Below are 19,363 nucleotides of genomic sequence, written 5' to 3'. Positions count from 1 at the left end.
GAGCAACTAGCCTCTGAAACCCCGAAGGTCTATCTGCCCGACTTGGCGAGTAGCCTCAATAACCTAGGAGTTAACTACAACGATCAGAAGGATTATGGCAAGGCTCTAGAGGCTGGCTGTCGAGCTTTAGCCATATATGAGAAGCTGAGCGTAGAGAATCCTAAGACCTATCGGTCTAAAGTTGTATCAGTGCTATTCGATCTGGGATTCAGAGCTAACAAGCTCAAAGAGTACACCCAGTCCTCAGAGTACTACCAACAAGCAGCAAACATCTATGAACAGCTCTCGTCTGAGAATCCGAAGGCTTATCTGTCCGACTTAGCAAGCAGCCTTAATAACTTGGGGGCTAACTACAGTGAGCAAAGGGATTACGCCAAGGCGGTGGAGTACTACAGCCGTGCGCTCGCTATACGTGAGCAGCTCGCCAAGGGAAATCCCTCCTCGGTCTATCAGTTTGCTTTGATAAGGAGTCTTAATAGGCTAGGGGGTAGTTACAATGCCCAAGGGAACTATGCCAAGGCGGCGGAGTACCACAGGCAGGCATTAGCTATCTGCGAGCAGCTGGCCGAGCAGGATCCTGAGCGCTATCTAGGTTACTTGTCTATTGCGTTACAGAGTCTTGCGAGTAATTATAAGGAACTCAAGGATTATGGGGAGGCAGAAAGCCTATTGCTTAGATCCCTTGAGGTAAACAAACGCTTGGCACAGGATAAAAACGAGAGCAACACCATCTCGCTCCAGCACTACTCCTACAGGGTAAGTACCCAGAGGCTTGGGAGCTGTACAAGGCACTAGTACGCCTGCCTAACCCGTCAGCCGAAGGCAAAACCTTTGGGCACGGCTGTCTGAGTGATCTGGAGCGTCTTACGCAAGAGGGTCTAATCCCAGGTGAACACCTGGCAGAGGTCGCTCGGGTTGTAGAATGGCTTCGAGAGCGTTTGCCGTCGGATGAGAAATAAACTTTCAGCCCAAATTAAACCCTACAAACCAATGAACCATTTAAGGGCTTACAATATACCACAGTGTCAATTGGGATAAATTTCTTACCTGTTGGTTTCTTTTGTTTCTAGAAAAGCACAAGAACAATCGTTATTAAGAAGTAAAGATATTACACCTGGATTAAGTGACAGAATAGCGGATCCGCCTTAATCCGCCTGATTTCTGTATCCACAAGGCTTAGCACCTCTTGCTTTACTCGCTTATAGTTGGCTTCGATGGTCTCGTTGAGATTATCGGAGCCATCTTTGTTTGTGAACTCGGCAATGACGGGGATCGGCTCGTAGGCTTTGGTCTCGGCTGATACCTTAGCAACATCGACAACAATCTCTGCGTGGAAGATTTTCTGCTCGATGCGTTCGTCAAAGTTATCGGAGACCGCGCCGACAAACATACCCTGTGTGAGGTTGGAAATTTTGCTGGCAGGAATAAGGCTATCCATCTGTGTGGAGATAGAGGTAGACTTGTCGTTGCGGTTAATGGTCATCGATTGTCGTTGCTGTAGTACCTTACCGAAACGTTCGCTGAGAGTCTTGGCTGTTTCGCCCACGACCTGACCAGAGAAGACATTACCCACAGTATTCTGAATCACCTTGCTCTCCTTGTCACCGTAGTCACGAGTGAGCTGAGAGAAGTCCTGAAAACCGAGACATACGGCTACCTTGTTGCTTCGAGCCGTGGCAATGAGGTTGTCCAGCCCACGAAAGTAGATGGTGGGTAGCTCGTCAATAATGACGGAGGACTTGAGCTGCTTCTTCTTATTGATGAGTTTGACGATACGGCTGTTGTACAATCCGAGTGCCGCGGAATAGATATTCTGTCGGTCGGGGTTATTACCTACGACCAAGACCTTCGGCTCTTTGGGATTATTGATGTCGAGCGAGAAGTCATTTCCTGTCATGACCCAGTAGAGGGCAGGTGAAATCATACGAGAGAGTGGGATTTTAGCTGAAGCAATCTGCCCCTGTAATTGATCTTGTGCCCCGCCCTCCCAAGCATCCATAAAGGGCGAGAGGTAGTTGGCGAGTTCATCGTAGGCTGTGAGGATAGGAAAGATTTGAGCATAGGGGCGGTTAAGAAACTCAATAGCGTGCGGAAAGGTGCAATACTTGCCACCGTCGTAAATCTTGAGATACCAGATAATCGCAGCTAAGAGAATGATAGGCGACTCCACAAAGAAATCCCCCTGCTTCTGTATCCATGTGCGGTTAAGGTTCAGCATAATAGTATAGGCTGACTCGTAGGCGTCTGAGATGTCGGTCATAAAGGCTGGGTTGATGGGATTACAGCGATGGCTCTTGCGTGGGTCATCAAAGTTGATGACATAGAATCGGGGCTTCACTTCATACGCATCGAGATGATGACGCAGGTGGTTGTAAGCTATCTCCGAAAGGTCGGGGAACTTATAGTCGTAGATGTACATGGCAAAGCCCTTTTCAATCTGCTGCTTGATATAGTTGTTCACAATGGCGAAGGACTTACCCGAGCCAGGCGTACCGAGTACCATCGAGGCACGAAAGGGATTGACGATGTTAATCCAGCCCTTGTTCCATCGCTTTTTGTAGTAAAAGCGTGTCGGCAGATTGACCGAGTATTCGTTGGTCATTAGCCGTGTCTCCTGCATAAAGCTCTCGTTCTCGACATTGAAAACATCGTCCATGAGGTTGTTTTTGAGCAGGCGACTCATCCATACTCCAGCCATGAGGAGACAGATATAGCCCACTGAGAGGGTAAAGATGTAGAGCGAAGCTGCTCCGATCTTGCCGATGGGCAAAGCTAGTAGCCACCAGTTGAGGAAAAAGAAGACAAAGCCCACAGCGAGGACTACCCAAATCTTTGGCCAAGTGATTTTCTCCTCCTTGACACCCTTAGTGCCGAGACAAGAGAGGGCGAGGAAGACCACACAAAAGAGCTTTGTCCAAAGGATAGAGGAGAATAATCCTGTCGTTCGTTGAAAGTTCATCAGGATTTTGTCTGCAATGCCCAGCGTAAAGCCCCACTCATGAAAGGCTTCATAGCAGAACCAATAACAGTTGATGAGGAGGAATATCACGGATAATCCTCTCATAAAGTCCATAATTTTACCAAGGGCTCTCAAATCATCTTCTTGTGCCATAGTTTTAATATCATTTGAATGGTGTTCGAATCGTGTTATAATGCTGTTCATTTAGCCTTTTCTTCGCTTTAGTCTGATTTTGTTTTGCCTGCGGAGTTTGCGTTGCCAAGCCACCTCTTTCCAATCATCATTGCCTATTGGTAGAGATGTGTCACCTACCAGCTCTTCAAGGACTTCATCAATGAGATTATCGCCCGCTTTTTCTTGTACTAGCAGGCTCTGTGTAAGTTGCTTGTTGACTTGTTCTGAGGCTGCTATTTGGCCATAAAGCTCTTCGTTTAAGAAGTGGTTGTGCGTCAAGTCAGAGAAATAGGCTTCAAATTGATTGGCTCCATAGCCCTTTCCTAATCGAGAGCCATTGAGAGCCGCACCTGACTTATCGTCAATGAAAGTGATGCCGTAGATACGACCATTGTTATTCTTCCTGATGACTGCTCGTAGACCTTCATTCTCTAGTCTACGATGTAGCTCCTCCTCCGTTCGGGGAGAAGTTCTCATCACCTGTAAGACCCTTTGTCGTATGTTCGCCATAAGCGGTTTAATGTTCTGTTTGGATTGCTGTATCTTGTGTTGAACAGCAGAATAGCCTACCCCTCGTCCAATTTCTGAGGCATGGATAGGTGTACCTATCTTACTCCCCTTACCATCTATTGGGACATAGACCAGTCCGTTGTATCTCTTTCCTCGATACTCCGTTTTCACTTCCTCTACGGTAAGCTTATACTTAGTAAGAATTGCATTGAATTCCCCCAAAGAGCAGAAATGGTAGTGAGAAATGACGGAGCGGGCAACAGAGGCGATCTGTTCCCTTATATTGACTTTTCCCTGTTCCACACCTTGAATCGTTTCTATCTGATCTTTTCTTTGAGTTGTACTTGGAAGCAAGCCATACTTGCGTTCCAAGGTATCGGCTATCTTCTTACTTCGTCTCTTCTCAAATTGGTCATTCAGCTTGCACCCCTTTCCATCTATGCGTAGTGATACGATATGAATATGTTCGCGTGCAATGTCGTTATGCTTAAAGATGATATAGGGCTGCTTGCCATAGCCGAGTGCCTGCATGTACTCTTGGGCTATCCGAGCAAGAATATCGTCCGATAGTTTCTCATCGGGATGTGGATTGAGAGAGCAGTGAAAGACCACATTCTTCGTCCTGCATTTTTGGGGGATAAGTGCTTGCATATCGGCAAGAATTTCATTCATTGTGTACTTGCCACTAGTATTCTGATACAACCCCTGAGCCAAGAGTATTGTCGCCTCCTTAGCCTCCACTTTTTTGAAGTTGTAGCCGAGTGCTCCTCCGAGGTTTGCTGTGCCGGAAATCTTCGCAATCATCGCTTGCGGTAGTCTATAGTAAGGGCTATTGCCTGCTCTTGTAGGGCAATAATCTGTGAAGCATATTGCTCCAACTTTTGTAGCAAAAGTTGAGCTGTTTTCACCGAGTGGTAGCTGTTGATTGCCTTCACAACTTGATTGTAGAGGATGCCGATTTTATGAACTTGTGCCGTGAGTTCGGAGAGTTTACGATAGTATTCCACGGCTGATTTGTCTACGGTAATGACCTTAAAACTCTCTCCCAAAAGACGGGCACGCACGAAGTCTGACTTTGTTTCTGCTCCCGATTTGTGGAAGAGAGCAATGACCTTTTGTTGGTCTTTGGGATTGGGTAGGCGAGTATCCCACCTATCCCAACGTTCTATCTTTTCATTCATGGCTGTATTGTTGGTTAATGACGACTTTGGAGTCATTTTCTCCTCGCACCGAGGCAAGGGGGCTTTGTCGGCAGAAACGGAGTTTGTCGGACAAAGACACACCTTGCCGGTATCAAGAGATGATGCTGATGAAGCATCCACCCTCTTCGGGGGCTACTTCGATGGATATAGTTCTCCATTTTCTATTCCTCTGCAAAGTTAGAGGCTTGTTGTAACAGTCTCATCATAAGGGATATTCCGAGAATATCCTGCTATTTCCCGATGCTTCCCGAGGGGTTGAAAGCGACTGATTTACCAACTTATTTTGCAGCGGATTTAGGTCAGAACCGACTGACCGACCTAACTCAGAATAGACCAACCGACCTCCGTTTGTAAGTCGGTTCAAAAGTAGGAAAGTCACGATGTAGAGCAGTTATTGAATCCGTCAGTTAATCAAGATTTCAGTCGCTTAGTTTAGACTGAGTTATCTATTCACTAACGAATCAACCTCAGAGCATCGGTCGGTCACTAAATCCAAGAATCAGTTATTTCCGTAAACAGTTATCTGACATGAAAACACTCCCTATGCAAGCTCCCATTTATTTGGGCTTCGCCTCACAAAAAGGCGGTGTCGGCAAGAGCTCTCTTGCCGAAATCCTTGCCTCCATACTTTACTATGAGAAGCATCTCCCTCTCGTAGTGGTCGATTGTGACGGTACGCAGGAATCGTTCTATAAACTTCGAGAGCGGGAACGCAATCTCATTCAAGCTTCCAAGGAGCTGAGCGAACAGCTCAAAGTCTATTTTACCAAGTTTGGGCATCTGGCTTATCCCATTTTACGCTCCACCCCTGATGCGGCCTTGAAAGATGTCCAAAAGTATCTGGAAAGCTCGGAACGAAAGGAACGGTTGGTCATCTTTGACTTTCCGGGGCATGCCGGTACAGAAGCCCTTTTACAGCTCTCCATAGAGATGGATTATATCATCTCCCCCATAGAAGCCGATCCTCAGTCTCTGGTATCCGGTTTTGCCTATGCTCAAACCGTTCGGGACTTGGGTCTCAGTTTTGAAGACGCACGCATTCGAGACCTCCTGCTTCTTTGGAATAAAATCAATCGCAGTGCCAGTCCTGTGGTTGTCGACCACTATACAAAATATGCCCAAGAGGAGGAGATCAACCTGTTTGATACCCGTATCTACCATTCGGTGAAGTTTTCTCGAGAATTAGGTCAGGGAGGCGTCAAAGGCGTTTTCCGCAGTTCTTATTTACCACCCGTACCTGCCCTTCGTCTATCCACAGGGGTAGATGAATGGGTAGAGGAGGTTCTCCAACGTTTTCACCTTATCCTTGAATAAATCATGCCTTCCATCCAAGAAAAACGACAAAAAATATTGAGTGCCAAACTCCAAGAGATGGGCGATATCGGGGTTACGAAGCGTAGTGCAGAGGAGTCCCCCTTTTTCGACCACCCCGTTGAGTTAGAGCTACAAGAGGCTCCGATACCGACAGAGGAGACATCGGAGGATGCTATACCTACGATGACAAGATCTAAGGGCAACAAGGAGAGCGGATGCTCTTTTCAAGAGTACCAAAAACGCTTCTTTGCCCCCTCTCGTGATGGTATCGGGAAATCTGGCTTCACCATCCATGGGGAGATTCTGCAAACACTCCGAGATGTCCTTCGTGACGTCCGCTCCAAAGCGACACTTACAGCTTATATAGAGAACATCCTCTTGGAGCATCTCAAAGAACATCAGGCGATGCTTAATAAAACAGCGGCACAGTACAAACGCAATCCAACCATCAATTTAGACTTGTAATGATGCAAACGATACTATTGAATGTCCTGCTTCTCTTGGTTATCATTTGGGTGCTACTCCTCATTCTCTATACTTACTGCTCCAAATTCTCTCGAATGGGTAAGCAGGAGCAAGGGCAAGCAGCTCCTAAGGAGGAGCAGAACAGAGAGGAGAAACTACATGTTTTGGTGGGGAAAAGCAAGGGGCTTAGTCCCTCGGATTTCCCTAAAGTTCCCAAGACTTCCTCCTCCAAAAAAGCGCTTGAAAATGCCAATAACTTTGCGGAGTCCGAGGTGTCGGAGCAGCAAGAGAAAACCGAAGAAGTACCCACGATTAGTGAGGCAGAGAACGAACTCCATGTCGCTTATACCATGGACACCGTTGATGAGGATGAGGTCTTGAGAGAGGAACTGATGTTCACTCCCGATCCGACTCCGGAGGTTTCTCCATCGGCAATTCTTGCCCGTGACCTTGTGCGCATGGGACGCTGGAGCAAACATGACGACACTCTCGATGAAGAGGATGAAGCAGAAGTTCAGGCAACCCTCGGTAAAGTGCAAGGCACTGACTTGATTGAGAAGTACAAGGAAAATCTCAAGGCACAAGAATCGAAGCATACCAAGTTCTTGGAAGCCATGCGTCGTGCAGAAGAAGCTCAAATACAAAGCGATATGGTAAAAACGGAACACCTCCCAAGACAAGAACCTCAAGGAGACAACGAAAGAACCTTAGACTATTACCTCTAAAACACAAGCGGAGTAATGGATGGGGTAGCACATGAAGGCTACACGCAAGTAGTACCATGAAAACGAGCTACAGGGGTGCTCCCCATCCAGACCTCCCTACACAACAGAGAACAAACTATTCATAATCAATAACAATAAATCCAATAACATGAACAGAAAGAAAATCGCATTGATGTTGCTCCTTATCGCCACTGCGACGGCAGGAGCTTATGCACAGGGCAACGGTATGGCCGGTATCAACGAAGCCACCAAAATGGTGACGAGCTATTTCGATCCCGGTACCAAATTGATTTATGCCGTTGGAGCCGTGGTCGGCTTGATTGGGGGAATCAAGGTGTACAATAAGTTCGTGCGACGTGAAGTTGCGTAAGTGATTGTGTAACATCCTGATTACACCTCCAGTTCCGTCTGGAGTAGCCTACGGACACGTGCATGGGGAGTAATTCCTTTGTACGAAGCTGTCCCGACAAGGTAGCCTTTCCGAAAGGAGGAGACTGAACCGCGAGGGGAAGTCAACGGCTGATAATACCATTCAGCACGAGGAGCTTGGCTTAGCGGTATGGTCAACGAAAGTGAACTGTCCGATAAACATCGTAAAGTATAGCGAGCCAAAGGTATTGACAGGCTCGAACCAAAAAGGTAAGCAGTCGGCTGTTCCCTTGAATTTTGGGGACACACGGACATGAAGCACTGCCGGTGGAATAGACAGGACCTAACCTGCTTATTTGTCACTTATGTAAAACACGGTAAGCCCGTATCTCTCCCATCTTAATGGGTAAGCAAACCGTAAGGTGAGCCTACATGGGGTGCGGGTATAGGAAAGCGGAAAAAGCGAATGCCGTTCTGTAATGGAACGGATACGGATTGAGCCTCGGTCACGTGTGGCAAGGGCGACATCATCCGACACGAAAGTGGGCAGACTTCCGTATGGTAACACTTTACAAAATAGTTTACAGAACTTTTAAAGCAAGGAATGCAAATGAACAAGACGAAAGAATTGTGTGCGCCTGAAAACAGAAACCTCCACACACTCTGGTCGGAAATCGACTGGACACGGGCGGAGATGTATGTTCAAAAGCTGCAAGCACGTATTGTAAAGGCTCAGAGGGAAGGCAGACATAACAAGGTGAGAGCCTTGCAATGGACGCTTACCCACTCGTTCTACGCCAAGGCATTGGCTGTAAAGCGAGTTACTACCAACAAAGGCAAAGATACCGCAGGCGTTGACAAGGCTGTATGGTCATCACCGCTCGCGAAAGCCAAAGCCATCGGTTCACTCAAACGCCGTGGTTACCAACCGCAACCACTGCGCAGGGTGAACATCGAGAAGAAAAACGGCAAACTACGCCCCTTGGGCATACCGACAATGAAAGACAGGGCTATGCAGGCTCTCTATCTCATGGCACTCGACCCGATTGCAGAGACCACGGGTGACACCCACTCATACGGTTTCCGCAAGCACAGATGCACTCATGATGCCATAGAGCAATGCTTCATCCTGCTCTCTCGGACGTGTGCGCCCGAATGGATACTCGAGGGAGACATCAAAGGCTGCTTCGACCACATCAGCCACGAGTGGCTTCTCAACAATGTCCCAACGGACAAGGAGATACTACGAAAATGGCTCAAATGCGGGTTCATATTCAACGGCGAACTTTTCCCCACGGAAGAAGGTACGCCACAAGGAGGTATCATTTCGCCGACCCTCGCAAACATGGCTCTTGACGGTTTACAATCGCTTTTGGAAAACTGCATCGGAAAGTATAAGAAGAATTATAAAACTATTGTTCCCAAAATACATCTGGTACGCTATGCAGACGACTTCATCGTAACGGCAAAGGACAGAGAGACCATTGAAACAGTCATCCTGCCACTCGTGCGCAATTTCATGGCGGAGCGTGGATTGACACTGTCGGAAGAAAAGACGAAAATCACACATATCAGTGAGGGTTTTGACTTCCTCGGTTTCAATATCCGCAAGTTCCCCAACAACACACTGCTCACACAGCCGTCAGGCGATGCCAAGAAACGTTTCTGCGACAAAATCCGCAAGGTGATAGAAAGCAACAAGACTGCCAAACAGCATTCACTCATCAAAATGTTGAACCCGATTATAACGGGCTGGGGCAACTATTATAAATATGGTACGTCCGCAGAGACATTTCATCGGGTGGATTGGGAAATTCATCGAAAACTATGGCAATGGGCAAGACGCAGACATTCAAACAAGAGTAAGGGTTGGATTAAGGATAAGTATTTCAAGACCGTAAACGGACGGAAATGGCGTTTTGTGGCAGATATGGAGGAACGCTCGAAGATGCGTCAAATCACATTAGCATATCTTCCTGACATTCATCATGAAAAGTTCGCCAAGGTCAGACACTACGCAAATCCCTATGACCCTGCCGACAAGTCCTACTACGAATGGCGTGAGACCTATCGTATGAAGCAAACGCTCAAGGGCAGGGAAAGCCTCGTGAGGATTTGGAAAAGGCAGAACAGAACATGCCCTTTCTGTGGTGAACGTATAGACAGGGAGAGACCTTGGAGTATAACCGAAAGTATCATCGGGGGCAAAAAGGATTACAAACTTGTCCATACATCTTGCAAAACAAAAATGTCGAAACTTAAAATTGGTAGAAAATGAGACACTTGAATGAATATCAACATCATTTACGTGTGTTGCTTGAGCCGTATGATGCGAAAGTATCACGTACGGTTCTTAGAGGGGAAAGCCCCAGCAATGGGGCTGACCTACTCGACAGCTCGGGAGACCCTGACACAAGTAAGACGGCTGCTTCTTGGTTTGGGGCATGTATCTTCCTTATCGTGGCTGCCACCATCCTTAGAAGCTTCTTCCTCTAATGGGATCTTGGGAAATCAATAAAGGTGTAGGACACACAGTGGAGTTCAAGGGCTTGAAAGCTCAATACCTCTTTCTCTTTGCAGGAGGGCTTCTGGGGACTTTCATTGTCGTGGTCGTGCTGTATCTCTTGGGCATTAGTCAGCTCGTTTGCCTTGGCATAGGCGTATTGGGTGCCACGCTGGTGGTGTGGCAAACATTCGCTATGAACCGCAAGTATGGTGAACATGGGCTGATGAAGCTCGGAGCAGTACGCTCCCTCCCTCGTTACCTTTTGAACCGACGTACCGTTTGCCACCTCTTTCGTAACCTCAAATCACAAACGACAAGATGAGAAACAGCAGTAAGATGAGCACTCTGGAAGCGAAGTTTCCCCTACTATCGATTGAGCAGGGGTGCATCGTGAGCAAGGAAGCCGACATCACCGTTGCTTTTCGGGTGGAACTGCCCGAACTCTTCACGGTGACTTCGGCCGAATATGAAGCGATGCACTCGGCTTGGCATAAGGCGGTTAAGGTGCTGCCCAACTACAGCATCGTGCATAAGCAGGATTGGTTCATCACGGAAGAATACCAAGGTAAGCTCGCAGAGAGTGGGTTGAGCTTCCTTGCTCGCTCTTCGGAGCGACACTTTAATGAGCGTCCTTATCTGCACCACTCGGTCTATCTCTTCCTTACCAAAAGCAATAAGAAGCGTATGGCACAGCAGAGCAATTTCTCTACTCTCTGCCGTGGGTATCTTGTCCCCAAAGATATTGAGGATAAAGACTCTGTCTTCAAGTTTATGGAAGCCGTTGATCAATTTGAGCGCATCATCAACGACACAATGCTCATTCGTTTAGAGCGTATGACGGAAGAGGAGCTTGTGGGGACAAAGGAGAAAAGCGGTTTACTTGACCGTTATTTCTCTCTTTCCGATGAGCATCATGCTTCGCTGGAGGACATCCGATTGGGTGCCGACCTTGTACGTGTGGGCGACAATAGGCTTTGCTTGCACACTCTCAGCGACACGGACGACCTGCCAACGACTGTCAGCACGGATAGCCGTTACGAACGACTATCCACCGACCGCAGTGACTGCTGCCTCTCCTTTGCTTCGCCCGTAGGGCTGATGCTTCCATGTAATCACATCTACAACCAATACCTCTTCATTGAGGATAGCGATGCCAACCTGCAACGCTTCGAGAAGCAGGCAAGGAATATGCACTCCTTGGCTCGCTACAGCCGTAGCAACCAGATTAACGAGGAGTGGCTGCAAGAGTACCTCAATGTCGCCCATTCTCAGGGTCTCTGCTCCATCCGTGCCCACTTCAATGTACTGGCATGGAGTAGTGACAGCGAGGAACTGCGACAGATCAAGAACGATGTGGGGGGTGCCTTGGCTCTTATGGAGTGCAAGCCCCGACACAACACCATTGATGTGGCTACGCTCTACTGGGCAGGCATCCCCGGCAATGCTGCCGACTTCCCCTCGGAAGAGAGTTTCTATACTTTCATCGAGCCTGCGCTCTGCTTCTTCACAGCCGAGACAAACTACAAGAACTCACTTTCTCCCTTTGGCATCAAGATGGCAGACCGCCTGTCGGGTAAGCCCATACACTTGGACATCTCTGATCTGCCGATGAAAAAAGGTATCATCACCAACCGCAATAAGTTCATTCTTGGTCCGTCGGGGAGTGGCAAAAGTTTCTTTACAAATCACATGGTACGCCAGTACTACGAGCAGGGAGCACACGTCCTGCTTGTCGATACGGGTAACTCCTATCAAGGCTTGTGTGAACTCATCCATGGTAAGACGAAGGGCGAGGATGGTGTATACTTCACCTACACAGATGAGAATCCCATCTCTTTCAACCCCTTCTATACGGATGATTATCTCTTTGACGTGGAGAAACGAGAGAGTATCTGCACCCTGCTTTTGACTCTTTGGAAGAGTGCGGAGGAACAGATTACCAAGACCGAGGCGGGGGAGCTTGGTTCGGCTGTCAATGCCTATATCGAACTCATTCGTTCGGATAGAAGCATTACTCCCTGCTTCAATACCTTCTACGAGTATCTGCGTGATGTGTACCGAGAGGATATGGGTAAGCGAGAGATTGAGGTTACCCTCTCCGACTTCAACATCAACAACCTCTTAACGACCCTCAAGCAGTACTACCGAGGCGGTCGCTACGACTTTTTGCTGAACTCGGATAAGAACATCGACCTGCTCAGCAAACGCTTCATCGTCTTTGAGATTGATGCGGTGAAGGATAATAAAGACCTCTTCCCCGTGGTGACGATCATCATCATGGAAGCCTTCATCAATAAGATGCGTCGCCTCAAAGGCATCCGCAAGATGATACTCATCGAGGAGGCATGGAAGGCGATTGCTTCGGCCAATATGGCGGACTACATCAAGTATTTGTATAAGACCGTCCGAAAGTTCTTTGGTGAGGCAATTGTCGTCACGCAGGAGGTGGACGACATCATTCAGTCACCCATCGTCAAGGAGAGTATCATCAACAATTCCGATTGCAAGATCCTGCTCGACCAGCGTAAGTATATGACCAAGTTCGACGGCATACAGGCTATGTTAGGGCTTTCTGAAAAGGAGAAGAGCCAAATCCTCTCCATCAATCAGAACAACGATCCCAACCGTCTTTACAAGGAAGTTTGGATAGGCTTGGGTGGTATGCAGAGTGCGGTTTATGCGACAGAGGTATCGCTTGAAGAGTACCTCACCTACACGACCGAAGAGACCGAAAAGCTCGAAGTGATGCGCCTCTCGGAAGAATTAGGAGGAGACATCGAAATGGCTATCCGTCGTTTGGTCATGGAGAAACGACAGAAGTAAAACCCTTAAACAACAGTAACCTATGAAAAAGTACATCCTTATGGCTCTCCTTGGATTGAGCCTCTTTACTACACAAGCCCATGCTCAGTGGGTCGTAAGTGACCCTATGAACTTTGCGGGAAATATTGCCAATACGGTCAAAGAGATTGCCACAGCCTCCAAGACGGTCAAGAACACCTTGAACGGTTTCAAGGAGGTGGAGAAACTCTACAATGACACCAAGAAATATTACGATGCTCTCAAAAAGGTGAATAACCTCATCGGCGATGCCTACAAAGTGAAGGAGACCATCCTGATGGTGGGTGATATTTCAGAGATTTATGTCTCCTCCTATAAAAAGATGCTCAGTGATACGAATTTCCGTCCTACTGAGCTGGCTGCCATGGCTTCAGGCTACAGCAAACTTCTGGAACTGAGCGGAGAGAGTCTGAAGGAGTTGAAATCCGTTGCTAAGAGCAATGTCTTCTCTATGAACGACAGCGAGCGGATGCAAATGATAGACCGCATCTATAATACCGTTCGAGAGTATCGCTCTTTGGTGTCGTACTACACTCGAAAGAATATCTCCGTGAGCTATGTGAGAGCACGACAAAAGGGAGAGCTTGAGCAGGTACGATCCCTATATGGAAGTTCAGACATACGTTACTGGTAAGCCATGGATTTTTCAAGTTTACACGAACTGCTTCGTTCCACCTATCAGGAGATGATGCCCTTGGCCTCGGAGATGACAGGTATTGCCAAGGGGATAGCGGGCTTGGGAGCTCTGTTTTACATTGCCATACGTGTTTGGTCGTCACTGGCAAGAGCCGAGCCGATAGATGTCTATCCTTTGCTTCGCCCCTTTGTTTTGGGCTTCTGTATCATGTTTTTCCCTACGGTGGTACTTGGTACGATGAATGCAGTTCTCTCTCCCGTGGTGAAAGGCACAGAACAGATGGTACACAAGCAGGAGGGAACACTTGACAAACTGACTGCAGAACGTAACAAACTGCAGGAGGAGGCCTACCTGCGTAATCCCGAAACCGCTTATCTCGTCTCGAATGAGAAGTTTGACCAAAAGATAGAAGAGATGGGTATTATCGGTCCCGAAGATGCCGTAACCATTGCAGGGATGTATGCCGAACGTGCTGCCTACCAAACCAAGCGATGGTTCATGAAAAAGGTGCAAGACCTTTTGGAGCTTATCTTTCATGCTGCCGGTCTTGTCATCGACACACTCCGCACTTTCATCTTGATTGTTCTCTCCATCCTCGGTCCGGTTGTTTTCGGCATTGCCGTGTGGGATGGTCTTTCGGGGTCACTGACTGCATGGTTTTCACGCTACATCTCAGTCTATCTCTGGCTACCTGTCAGCTCCATCTTGACAGCCCTTCTGACAAAGATTCAAATCTTGATGATTCAGAAAGACATCGCCCTGTTAAGTGACCCCAACTACATCCCTGAAGTGGGCAGTTGGTACTATATGGTCTTTTTCCTTATCGGTATCATCGGCTACTTCTCTGTTCCGACCGTTTCGGGATGGATTATCGAAGCAGGAGGAGGTATCGGTTCTTATGGACGTAATGTGAATCAGACGGCTCAACGAGGAGCTCAGGGAGCTTATCTCGGAGGAAAAGCCGCTGCTGCAGGGGCAGGTGCTTCTATCGGTAACATCGGAGGTCGTATCAAAGGAGCTCTACTGAGAGGAAAAGGAAACTAATAAAGAAGAACAAACAGCATTTTTATGGAATTCAAATCACTCACCAATATCGAAACCTCATTCAAGCAGATACGGCTTTATGCCCTGCTTTTTGTACTGCTCTGCGTAGCAGTCTGCGGTTATGCGCTCCATGCCTCCTACTCTTTTGCCTCTCAACAGAGGGAGAAGATCTATGTTTTGGATGAAGGCAAGTCGCTCATCCTGGCACTCAGTCAGGATGCCGCAATGAATCGCCCCGTTGAGGCACGTGAGCACGTCAGACGCTTTCACGAACTCTTCTTTACGATTGCACCCGACAAGGCCGCTATCGAAGGGAATATGGAGCGAGCCTTTCAGCTCTGCGACAAGTCGGCTTTCAACTACTACAAAGACTTGGCAGAAAAAGGCTACTACAACCGAGCCATATCGGGCAATGTCAATCAGCGGATAGAGATCGACTCGATACATTGCAACTTTGAGAGCTACCCCTATGAGGTAACGACCTACGCTCGACAGTTCATCCTGCGTCAGAGTAACGTTACGGAGCGTAGTCTCATTACAACTTGCACGCTTCAGAACTCCGTCCGATCGGATAACAATCCACAGGGCTTCTTAATGGAGCATTTTCTTGTGCGTGAAAACCGAGATCTACAAACCTATAAACGTTGATGCCATGAGACAGACATTTACACGAGCTTATCTCCGTCTCCATCTTTGGTTGCGCCGGCGATGTGACAGAATGAGCCCTCGCAGACGAAAGATTTTTGTCTACACGCTGAGTCTGCTCTACCTCATTATCTCTTGTGTCATGATAGCCAACCTGTTTTTACCCAAGGCGGAGAAATCGTCCGCTAACATCATCGTGGAAGAGGTTGTCGATAGCCCTATCCCACGAGATAGCGTACGCCTCGATATGATTATGTACCAATTAGCTTGTAACAATGGAAAAGAAACAGAAAGAACAACTTAAGAAGATACTCATCTATAGTGGTATCGGCTTACTCTTTACGCTCTCTATGTGGTTTATCTTTCGTCCCTCTGAAAAGAGCGGAACAGAGGAAGAAAGGGGGCTGAATAAAGAGTTGCCTCAAGCCTCCGTGGAGCAGCTCCCCGAGAATAAACTCAAGGTCTATGAAATGGGAGAGCATTTGGAACAAGAGGAGATCTCCCGCAGTGAAATGGGCCAACTCTCCGATTACTTCGAGCGACAAGGAGAAGAGACGAACGACTCCGAACATACCTCCTCGGTCTCCAAAGTTGCCTCTTCGATGGAACGCTACGAGGAAAACAGTCGCCTTCTTTCCTCTTTTTATGATTATGACCCAAGAGATGAAGAGCGAGAAGCGATGCAGGCCGAGATAGAAGAACTCCGAGCTCGATTAGAGGTGCAAGAGAGCGAGCAGGATGAAGAGGAGAAACAGCTTGCCTTGATGGAAAGAAGTTACCAAATGGCATCCAAGTACATGACTCAAGCAACTCCTCCAAGTAATTCCCCTTCAGCTACCAATGCAAAGGAGGAAACTTCGGTTACCTCAGCTTCAACGACCCTACCCGAAGTGGAGTTGATGCCCGAACGGGAGCATTTGGTCTCTTCCCTTGAGCAACCGATGACAGACTCTGCCTTCATTGCCGAATATGCGGGAAGAGAACGTAACCTTGGGTTTCATTCGCTCTCGGCACAACGCCCCGCCCCCCTTCGTAACACTCTTCGATGCGTGGTGGATAGAACAACGACACTCCAAGAGGGAGACATTATTGTCCTTCGTCTGACGGAGGGAGCTCGGCTCCATACTCTCTCTCTGCCTCGCTACAGCCGTATCGTGGCTCAAGCTAAAATTGAGGGCAATCGTATGCGACTGCTTGTTCAAAGCATCGAGGTCGGAGGTTACATCTCCTCCGTCAAGCTCTCAGCCTACGACACAGACGGACAAGAGGGCATCTACATCCCCGGCTCTGAGAATCTATCTGCCCTCAAAGAAATGGGGGCGAACATCGGAGGCACTGTCGGTACCTCCTTCACCTTTGCATCTTCCGCTAAGGATCAAATCATCTCCGATGCCGCACGCGGTGTGATGCAGGGAGCTTCACAGCTTTTGCAAAAGAAACTGCGTACCGTTAAAGTGACACTTAAAGGGGGCTATCGCCTCTTTCTGCTACCAACTCAATAACAACCAAATCAGATATTATAAAGACAATGAAAAAACGGATTTTATCAGCCCTGATGCTCTGCTCATTCGGGCTAACGGCTTTTGCTCAAAAAGAATGTAGAGAAACAACACCTGCTCATTTACTCTCTTCAGGAGATCTCTTTCAAGGAATGAGCAGGGCGATTCCTGACGGGAGAGTCGTACTACCTTATGGCTTGGAAGTTACCTTCGACAAAACGGTGCACCTTATCTTTCCATCGGCCATTCGATATGTGGACTTGGGAAGCAATAACCTGATTGCAGGCAAGGCGGAGGATGCCGAGAATGTACTACGTGTCAAGGCTGCCGTTCGAGACTTAAAGACCGAAACAAATATGAGTGTCATCTGTGAGGATGGTTCTTTTTACTCATACAACGTAAAATATGCCGAAGAGCCCGAGAAGCTCAACGTTGAGATGAAAGACTTTCTCTCTCCGACAGACGGACGCCTACCCTCTAATCGTGCAGACATCTATTTCAAAGAGTTGGGCAACGAATCTCCCATACTTGTAAAACTGATGATGGAGAGTATCTACAAAAGTAACAAGCGTACCATTAAGCATATCGGGATACGACAGTTCGGAATGAGGTTTCTACTTCGTGGGCTTTATGCGCACAATGGGTTGCTCTATTTTCACACACGCATAGACAATGATACCAATATGCCCTACTCAGTGGATTTCATCACCTTTAAGGTCGTAGACAAGAAGGTTGCTAAGCGTACTGCGATTCAAGAGCATGTTCTGCAACCCTTGCGTGCCTATCATCAGATAATGTGGGTGAAAGGACAGAGTAGCGACCGAAGCATCTTTGCCTTAGAACAGTTTACACTTTCAGAAGATAAACAACTCGAAGTAACGCTCTATGAACGAAACGGAGGTCGCACGCTCTCTTTCTATGTGCAGAATGAGGATCTTCTGTTGGCTCGACGTATCGATAACCTTAAACTGAAGTGGTGATGAAAAGAATACTGTTTTTACTACTCATCGCAGGAGCTATGATATTTCCCTCATACGCTCAGCGTCTCATCCCTAAACAGCAAGGAGTGGAAATAGTGGGGAGTATTCTCCTTATTCGAGGAGAGAAACTCTTTCAACCTGAGAGGTTCGGAGTGGGAGTCGCCTTCACTCGCTATCTCAAGCAAGCGAACTATCTATTCCTTTCAACCGAATATGAACAGCAGACGCTACCTTATAGAACCTACGATGTCTTGATGCAGGATGCCCTACTGCAAGTAGGATATATGCATCCCATGCTCTCCGATAGGGGGAAGAATATCTTTACCTATTGCGGCATATCGGCTTTGGGTGGTTATGAAGAACTGAATAAGGGCAAAGAGCTACTACCCGATGGGGCAATGCTCCTTGACCGCTCTCGCTTTGTTTATGGCGGGGCGGTGCATAGCTCCATAGAGTATTTCCTCTCGGATAGGCTGCTCCTTGTTCTCAAGGCACAGGGGCGACTGCTTATCGGTTCAGATGTGCATCGTTTTCGTCCTGCAATATCGGCAGGTATTAAGTTTAACCTTTAAGCAACAAGAGAACAATGAAAAAGAAAATATTCAATACGCTGTGGGTCGTGGGGGTACTCACTTTCGCTGGGTTTTGTCTACCTGCTTGTAATCGGGAGCTGGATGTGCAGCAGTCTTACGACTTCGCTTTACAAACGATGCCCGTTCAAAAGGACATCAAGAAAGGCGAAACAGTCGAAATCCGTTGCTCGCTCAAAAGAGCAGGCAACTTTGCCGACACAAGGTACACCCTCCGTTACTTCCAACCCGAGGGCAAGGGCATCCTAAGAATGGACGATGGCTTCGTCTTCAAGCCTAATGACCGCTATCTCTTGACAAGGGAGGAGTTTCGCTTGTACTACACTTCGCAGTCGGCAGACCGCCAAACGATAGATGTGTATATCGAAGACAACTTCGGCAAAGTACAACAACAGACCTTTGCCTTCAATAATAAGAAGGCAGAGGAGGATAAAAAGCAAGATGGTTAAATGGATATTTGCATTCTGCCTGCTGTGCCTGTGGGCTTTGCCCTCTATGGCACAGAGGCGAGTGCGTTGGATAGACTTACCGTCTTTTGAGCGAGCTGTGCTTTGCGTCAAATACTTTGAGGGCTGGCACGGCAAGGAGCATTATCCCTATGTCGGCTATGGTCACCAACTCAAAAAGGGCGAGAAACTTACGGCAGGGATGACGGAGCGACAAGCCGATTCACTCTTGCGTGCCGACCTTTGGAAACGCTTTGAGATGTTTAAGGGCTATGGCAAAGATGCCTTGCTCTTGACGCTGCACTCCTACAATGTCGGTGTCGGTCGCTTGCTTGGCTACGGAAAACAAGGCAAAAGCAAGCTGCTTCGCAAGATTGAGCAAGGGGATAGGGAGTACTATAAGGAGTATCTATCCTTTTGCCATTACAAAGGCTAGGATTTGCGTGGACTACTTAGA

The 19,363-nt window shown here is 47.8% G+C and carries 21 protein-coding genes and 1 pseudogene; 19 read left to right on the top strand and 3 right to left on the bottom strand.

Going from position 1 to position 19,363, the window contains the following annotated elements; all coding sequences use genetic code 11:
• Positions 1–795: tetratricopeptide repeat protein (locus B5D06_RS00265; RefSeq protein WP_159442652.1), on the top strand; the 795-nt coding region annotated here is incomplete at its 5' end.
• Between the two features lie 313 nt (positions 796–1,108).
• On the opposite strand, the gene mobC is transcribed toward B5D06_RS00265, so the two are convergent.
• From mobC to B5D06_RS00250, 3 genes are read right to left on the bottom strand one after another with little or no spacing between them, the layout of a single operon-like run.
• Positions 1,109–3,112: a conjugal transfer protein MobC gene (mobC, locus tag B5D06_RS00260; RefSeq protein ID WP_078736134.1), complete on the bottom strand. Its 2,004-nt coding sequence runs from the start codon at positions 3,110–3,112 to the stop codon at positions 1,109–1,111.
• A 51-nt stretch (positions 3,113–3,163) separates the two neighbouring features.
• Positions 3,164–4,447 carry a conjugal transfer protein MobB gene (gene mobB, locus B5D06_RS00255; protein ID WP_078736026.1) on the bottom strand — a complete coding sequence of 428 codons (1,284 nt, stop codon included), beginning with the start codon at positions 4,445–4,447 and terminating at the stop codon, positions 3,164–3,166.
• A complete protein-coding gene (locus tag B5D06_RS00250; protein WP_018964953.1) occupies positions 4,444–4,824 on the bottom strand; it encodes a plasmid mobilization protein in 381 nt (126 codons plus the stop codon). The genes mobB and B5D06_RS00250 overlap by 4 nt, the downstream gene beginning before the upstream one ends.
• On the opposite strand from B5D06_RS00250, the gene B5D06_RS00245 reads away from it, so the two are divergent.
• From B5D06_RS00245 to B5D06_RS00155, 18 genes and pseudogenes are all read left to right on the top strand, one after another.
• Positions 4,823–5,026 carry a hypothetical protein gene (locus tag B5D06_RS00245; RefSeq protein WP_039446385.1) on the top strand — a complete coding sequence of 68 codons (204 nt, stop codon included), beginning with the start codon at positions 4,823–4,825 and terminating at the stop codon, positions 5,024–5,026. The two genes, B5D06_RS00250 and B5D06_RS00245, sit on opposite strands and share 2 nt — an antisense overlap.
• Positions 5,027–5,373: 347 nt before the next feature.
• A complete protein-coding gene (locus tag B5D06_RS00240) occupies positions 5,374–6,159 on the top strand; it encodes a ParA family protein (RefSeq protein ID WP_078736025.1) in 786 nt (261 codons plus the stop codon).
• A 3-nt stretch (positions 6,160–6,162) separates the two neighbouring features.
• Positions 6,163–6,624 carry a DUF3408 domain-containing protein gene (locus B5D06_RS00235; protein WP_078736024.1) on the top strand — a complete coding sequence of 154 codons (462 nt, stop codon included), beginning with the start codon at positions 6,163–6,165 and terminating at the stop codon, positions 6,622–6,624.
• On the top strand, positions 6,624–7,349 hold the full coding sequence (locus B5D06_RS00230; RefSeq protein ID WP_078736023.1) for a hypothetical protein: 726 nt from the start codon (positions 6,624–6,626) through the stop codon (positions 7,347–7,349). The genes B5D06_RS00235 and B5D06_RS00230 overlap by 1 nt, the downstream gene beginning before the upstream one ends.
• Before the next feature lie 148 nt (positions 7,350–7,497).
• Positions 7,498–7,698, top strand: a pseudogene (locus B5D06_RS00225) (DUF4134 family protein); the annotation flags it as partial.
• Between the two features lie 630 nt (positions 7,699–8,328).
• Positions 8,329–9,996, top strand: a complete 1,668-nt coding sequence (gene ltrA / locus B5D06_RS00215; RefSeq protein WP_078736133.1) for a group II intron reverse transcriptase/maturase — start codon at positions 8,329–8,331, stop codon at positions 9,994–9,996.
• Complete coding sequence (locus B5D06_RS09135; protein WP_050776220.1) at positions 9,993–10,214, top strand: DUF4134 family protein; 222 nt, start codon at positions 9,993–9,995, stop codon at positions 10,212–10,214. The genes ltrA and B5D06_RS09135 overlap by 4 nt, the downstream gene beginning before the upstream one ends.
• Positions 10,214–10,546, top strand: a complete 333-nt coding sequence (locus tag B5D06_RS00205) for a DUF4133 domain-containing protein (protein ID WP_078736021.1) — start codon at positions 10,214–10,216, stop codon at positions 10,544–10,546. The genes B5D06_RS09135 and B5D06_RS00205 overlap by 1 nt, the downstream gene beginning before the upstream one ends.
• Positions 10,543–13,047, top strand: a complete 2,505-nt coding sequence (locus B5D06_RS00200; RefSeq protein ID WP_078736020.1) for a TraG family conjugative transposon ATPase — start codon at positions 10,543–10,545, stop codon at positions 13,045–13,047. The genes B5D06_RS00205 and B5D06_RS00200 overlap by 4 nt, the downstream gene beginning before the upstream one ends.
• 22 nt (positions 13,048–13,069) lie before the next feature.
• Positions 13,070–13,699 (top strand): DUF4141 domain-containing protein, encoded by a 630-nt coding sequence (locus B5D06_RS00195; RefSeq protein ID WP_036844577.1) that lies wholly within the window; start codon positions 13,070–13,072, stop codon positions 13,697–13,699.
• Between the two features lie 3 nt (positions 13,700–13,702).
• A complete protein-coding gene (gene traJ / locus B5D06_RS00190; protein ID WP_026292168.1) occupies positions 13,703–14,746 on the top strand; it encodes a conjugative transposon protein TraJ in 1,044 nt (347 codons plus the stop codon).
• A 24-nt stretch (positions 14,747–14,770) separates the two neighbouring features.
• The gene (gene traK / locus B5D06_RS00185) at positions 14,771–15,394 is read left to right on the top strand and encodes a conjugative transposon protein TraK (protein WP_078736019.1); all 624 of its coding nucleotides are present in this window, start codon (positions 14,771–14,773) and stop codon (positions 15,392–15,394) included.
• A gap of 4 nt (positions 15,395–15,398) precedes the next feature.
• Entirely contained in the window at positions 15,399–15,695 is a 297-nt protein-coding gene (locus tag B5D06_RS00180; RefSeq protein ID WP_078736132.1) for a hypothetical protein, read from the top strand.
• Complete coding sequence (traM, locus tag B5D06_RS00175) at positions 15,667–16,893, top strand: conjugative transposon protein TraM (RefSeq protein WP_078736018.1); 1,227 nt, start codon at positions 15,667–15,669, stop codon at positions 16,891–16,893. Before B5D06_RS00180 ends, traM begins: the two co-directional genes overlap by 29 nt.
• A 26-nt stretch (positions 16,894–16,919) precedes the next feature.
• On the top strand, positions 16,920–17,870 hold the full coding sequence (gene traN / locus B5D06_RS00170) for a conjugative transposon protein TraN (protein ID WP_078736017.1): 951 nt from the start codon (positions 16,920–16,922) through the stop codon (positions 17,868–17,870).
• Positions 17,870–18,442 (top strand): conjugal transfer protein TraO, encoded by a 573-nt coding sequence (locus B5D06_RS00165; protein ID WP_143742525.1) that lies wholly within the window; start codon positions 17,870–17,872, stop codon positions 18,440–18,442. Before traN ends, B5D06_RS00165 begins: the two co-directional genes overlap by 1 nt.
• A 14-nt stretch (positions 18,443–18,456) precedes the next feature.
• Positions 18,457–18,909 carry a DUF3872 domain-containing protein gene (locus B5D06_RS00160; protein ID WP_078736015.1) on the top strand — a complete coding sequence of 151 codons (453 nt, stop codon included), beginning with the start codon at positions 18,457–18,459 and terminating at the stop codon, positions 18,907–18,909.
• Positions 18,902–19,342: a glycoside hydrolase family protein gene (locus tag B5D06_RS00155; RefSeq protein ID WP_078736014.1), complete on the top strand. Its 441-nt coding sequence runs from the start codon at positions 18,902–18,904 to the stop codon at positions 19,340–19,342. The genes B5D06_RS00160 and B5D06_RS00155 overlap by 8 nt, the downstream gene beginning before the upstream one ends.
• The last annotated feature ends 21 nt before the right edge of the window (positions 19,343–19,363 follow it).

It is taken from the genome of Porphyromonas circumdentaria (assembly GCF_900167105.1).
Classification (GTDB): Bacteria; Bacteroidota; Bacteroidia; order Bacteroidales; family Porphyromonadaceae; genus Porphyromonas; species Porphyromonas circumdentaria.
The sequence above is the reverse complement of the archived record's forward strand: the minus strand, read 5'-3'. Positions and strand labels throughout refer to the sequence as shown.